The organism is Actinomycetes bacterium (assembly GCA_036510875.1).
Classification (GTDB): domain Bacteria; phylum Actinomycetota; class Actinomycetes; order Prado026; family Prado026; genus DATCDE01.
On the sequence record DATCDE010000089.1, the window covers coordinates 1 to 3,675 of the forward strand.

Here is a 3,675-nt window from a genome sequence, read left to right on the forward strand (position 1 = left end):
CGCTCGACGTGCTCGCGACCCCGGTCGGCGACCCGGGGCCGGTGCCCGACCTGCCGCTCGACGAGCTGTCCGATGCCCCGGCGTGGGAGGTGATCACCCGGTCCCGGCGCCCCGACCGGCCCGGCGTCCGGGCGCTGCTGCGCGGCGGGGCCACCTCGGTGACGCCACTGTTCGGGACCGGGGAGGGCGAGGGGTGTGCCGGCCTGCTGCTCGCCCTGGCCCGGTTCGGGTCGGCGCGCGCGGTGGTGCTCGGCCAGGACCGCCGGGCGCAGACCTTGGAGCAGCCGCTCGGGCCGGCCTCGCTGCGCACCGCCCGGCGCGGCATGCGGCTGGCCGCCGAGCTGGGCCTGCCGCTCGTCACGGTCATCGACACTGGCGGGGCAGCGCTGTCCCGCGAGGCGGAGGAGGGGGGGCTGGCCGGCGAGATCGCGCGCAGCCTGGCTGACCTGATCACGCTGCCATCACCCACGCTGTGCCTGCTGCTCGGGCAGGGAGGCGGCGGCGGTGCGCTGGCGCTGCTTCCAGCCGACCGGGTGCTCGCGGCGGAGAACTCCTGGCTGTCGCCGCTGCCGCCGGAGGGCGCCTCGGCGATCCTCTACCGCACCACCGACCGGGCCCCCGAGGTGGCCGCGGCGCAGGGCGTGCGGGCGCTGGACCTGCGGGCCAACGGCATCGTCGACCGGATCGTGGCCGAGCGCCCGGACGCCGCCGACGAGCCGGAGGAGTTCGTGGCCCGGGTCGCGCAGGCCCTGGAGCACGAGCTGGCCGCCCTGATGGCGGTGAACGACGGCGAGCGCCGAGCCGCGCGCCAGCGCCGCTACCGCACCCTCGGTCTGTCCTGATCAGCGAGTGGGCAGCTCGGCCGGCACCGGCTCAAGGAACAGCGCCTTGCGGGGGCAGCCCCGCACCGCCCGCTGCGCCTGCTTCTGGTCGCGCTCGTCGATCGCCTCCAGCGGCACGATCGGGTAGCCCCAGGAGTCGACCCGGACCAGCTCGGGCGCCAGGTGGGCGCAGATGCCGATCCCGTCGCACAGCACCGGGTCCACCCGCAGCCGGGCCAGCTCGGCGCTGCGGCGGCGGCGCATCTCAGCCCACCCCCGGCAGCCCGACGGGCGTTGCCGCCGAGGCGCACGGCCGGCCGCGCAGGTGTTCAGCGAGCTCGATCCGGAACACGTCCAGGGCGCTGGGCACGAGCCGGACGGCGCCGTCCGGGTGGTGGCAGGCGCCGCGCCCGGACACCTCCGCGACGTACCGCTCGAGCAGCTTCAGCTCGGAGCGGCCGGCGCTGCCGTCGACGATCAGGTCCAGGACGTCGGCGATGGCCGGCAGCCCGAACAGGCAGGGCCCGCACTGCCGGGCGCTGCTGTCGGCCAGGTATCGGGTGATCGCCGCCGTCTCGGCCAGCCCGCAGGCGGCCGCCGGCAGCGGGATCACGATCCCGGCGCCGAGCGACGATCCGGCGGCCCGGACGGTGGGCTCGTCAACCGGCAGCGCCGCGGCCGCGGCCCAGTCCATCCAGGCTCCGCCGTAGCCACCGAGCAGCACCGCCGTCGGCTGGTCGGGCTGGCGCCAGCCGGCCGCGGCCACGGCCTGCCCCAGGGTGACCTCCGGGCCGACCTCGAGCACGGTCCGGTGGTCCCCTGCCAGCACCGTGAGCAGCGTGGTCGGCCGGTACTCGAGCCCGGTGCGGGCGACCAGTCCCACCCGGGCGAGCGTCTCGACGTTGTGCACCAGTGTGGGACGGCCCCCGACGCCTTCCTGCGCCGCGGGGCGTCGGCGCAGCGTGGGCAGCGCCGGCCCGCCGGACAGGGCCCGCACGATCGCGCTGGACTCCCCCGAGATGTACCGGTCCGGCGCGCCGATCACGCGGATCTGCGGCTCGGTGGGGAAGGCCGCCCGGCGCTCGGCCAGGGCCCGGTGGAGGGCGCTGCGGCTGGCGTGCGCCCCGTCGTGCAGCCACACGACGACGTCGTCCGCGCCCATCGCCTCGGCGGCGCTGAGCAGGCCGTCCAGCACCAGGTGCGGACGGTGCTGGAGCAGCGCGGCGTCCTTGGCGCTGGCCGGCTCGCCCTCGGCCGCGTTGGCCACCACCGTGCCGCCGCCGCCGGCGGCCAGCATGCTGCGCCACTTCGCGGCGGCCGGGAAGTGGCTGCCACCGCGGCCGGTGAGCTCCACCGCCGCCAGGGTCTCGACGAGCGCGTCCCCGTGGTGTCCCCGGGCGGTCGGGCGCGGGCCCAGCCGGGCCAGGTGGTCGTCCAGGTCCTCCGGCGCGGGGCCCACGGTGCGCTGGCCCGACCCCGCCGCCGGGTACACCACCCAGCCGCCGAGCAGCCCGACGGGCGAGGCGTCCTGCCGCGGTGCGAACGCCTCCTGCGGCACCAGGTGCAGTCGGCCGGTCACCGCCGATCCCTCCGCCCGGCCGGGACCCGGTGCGCTGGCCCGACGAGCGTCGTCGGCCTCGCCTCGGTCAGCTCGGCCACCAGGTCGGCCGGCGTCCGCACCGTGTAGCGGCTGATCGCCAGTGCCACGACCAGCCCCCCGGTCAGCAGGTACAGCCACAGCAGCGCGGCGGTGTCGCTGCCCGCGAGCATGCCGTGGATCCACACCAGCACCAGGGAGACCGCCGCCACCTTGTGGATCGGCCACCACACCCGCGGCGCGAACCGTCCGGCCAGGCTGGCGGTCGCGCCGGCCAGCAATGCCGCGTACAGGCCGATCACCCCGAGCGTGACCGGGACCGGCCGGTAGGTGGCGCCGAGGGGAAGCACGGCGCCCTTCCAGCCGACGCCGGCCCAGGGGTCGGTCGCGAGGACGACGATGTGCAGCACGGTGAACGCCGTGGTGAACACCGCCAGGCTGACGTGCAGCCGCAGCCGGGTCGCGGTGCTCGGCCGCTCGAACCGGCTGCGCCACGGGTGCGAGAGCACCAGGCCCATCCCGACGAGCAGGACGAGCAGCAGGTAGGAGGTCACTCCGGCGGCCCGGCCCAGGATCCACGGGGCCATCGTGTTGCCGGAGACCGTCGCGAACCCGCGCCCGATCAGCCAGCTGGTCACCGCAGCGCTCAGTGCGACCAGCACCGTGAGGGTGACCCGCTGAGCGGCCGCGGCCACCGGTCGGTTACCACGCATTTCCGGCCTCCCAGCTGATCAGCGGCTTCATGGCCCGGCTGGAGCCCACGACGCCGGCCTCGTCGACCCACAGCGCGGCCAGGTCACGGGCGTCGGCCTCGTGCCGGATCCCGCCGCGGCCGGTCAGGAACAACGACTTGCTCCACACCTCGGCCCAGGCCGGGTCCGGGTGGACGACGGTGACCGCGGCCATGCCCTGGCCCCCCGGCCGGCCGGTGCGCGGGTCGATCAGGTGGTGCACCTGCCGGTCCCCGACCTTCCAGTGCCGGACCCGGACGGATGACGTCGCGCAGCCGGCGTCCTGCACGGACAGCACGGCGACCGGGTCGGCCCCGCCGTTCGGGTCCTCGACGCCGATCAGCCAGCCGCTGCCCTCCGGGCCGGGGCCGCCCGCGTAGATGTCCCCCCCGGCCTCGACCAGCGTGGCCGAGCCGGCTGCCTCGAGCTGCCCGGCCGCCCAGCGCACGGCCAGCCCCTTGCCGATGCCGCCGAGGTCGATCGGGTGCTCACCCAGCCGAACGGCGTGGCCTGCGGCAGCGAGCTC

The 3,675-nt window shown here is 76.7% G+C and carries 5 protein-coding genes; 1 reads left to right on the forward strand and 4 read right to left on the reverse strand.

Going from position 1 to position 3,675, the window contains the following annotated elements; genetic code table 11:
• Positions 1 to 842, forward strand: an 842-nt coding sequence (locus VIM19_05045) for a carboxyl transferase domain-containing protein (protein HEY5184269.1), incomplete at its 5' end; no start/stop codon positions are given.
• Here VIM19_05045 and VIM19_05050 read toward each other — a convergent pair.
• The 4 genes from VIM19_05050 to VIM19_05065 all read right to left on the reverse strand — a co-directional run.
• Positions 843 to 1,085: a ferredoxin gene (locus VIM19_05050; protein HEY5184270.1), complete on the reverse strand. Its 243-nt coding sequence runs from the start codon at positions 1,083 to 1,085 to the stop codon at positions 843 to 845.
• Position 1,086: 1 nt separating this feature from the next.
• On the reverse strand, positions 1,087 to 2,400 hold the full coding sequence (locus VIM19_05055) for an NADH-ubiquinone oxidoreductase-F iron-sulfur binding region domain-containing protein (protein HEY5184271.1): 1,314 nt from the start codon (positions 2,398 to 2,400) through the stop codon (positions 1,087 to 1,089).
• Positions 2,397 to 3,131, reverse strand: coding sequence for a hypothetical protein (locus VIM19_05060; protein ID HEY5184272.1), 735 nt, complete (start codon positions 3,129 to 3,131; stop codon positions 2,397 to 2,399). Before VIM19_05060 ends, VIM19_05055 begins: the two co-directional genes overlap by 4 nt.
• A partial coding sequence (locus tag VIM19_05065; protein HEY5184273.1) for an FAD:protein FMN transferase occupies positions 3,121 to 3,675 on the reverse strand: 555 nt, incomplete at its 5' end. The genes VIM19_05060 and VIM19_05065, both read right to left, overlap by 11 nt.

Bases quoted from the DNA above. Each gene is read 5' to 3' on its own strand.
- VIM19_05050 (HEY5184270.1), bottom strand. From the start codon at position 1,085: ATGCGCCGCCGCCGCAGCGCCGAGCTGGCCCGGCTGCGGGTGGACCCG.
- VIM19_05060 (HEY5184272.1), bottom strand. From the start codon at position 3,131: ATGCGTGGTAACCGACCGGTGGCCGCGGCCGCTCAGCGGGTCACCCTC.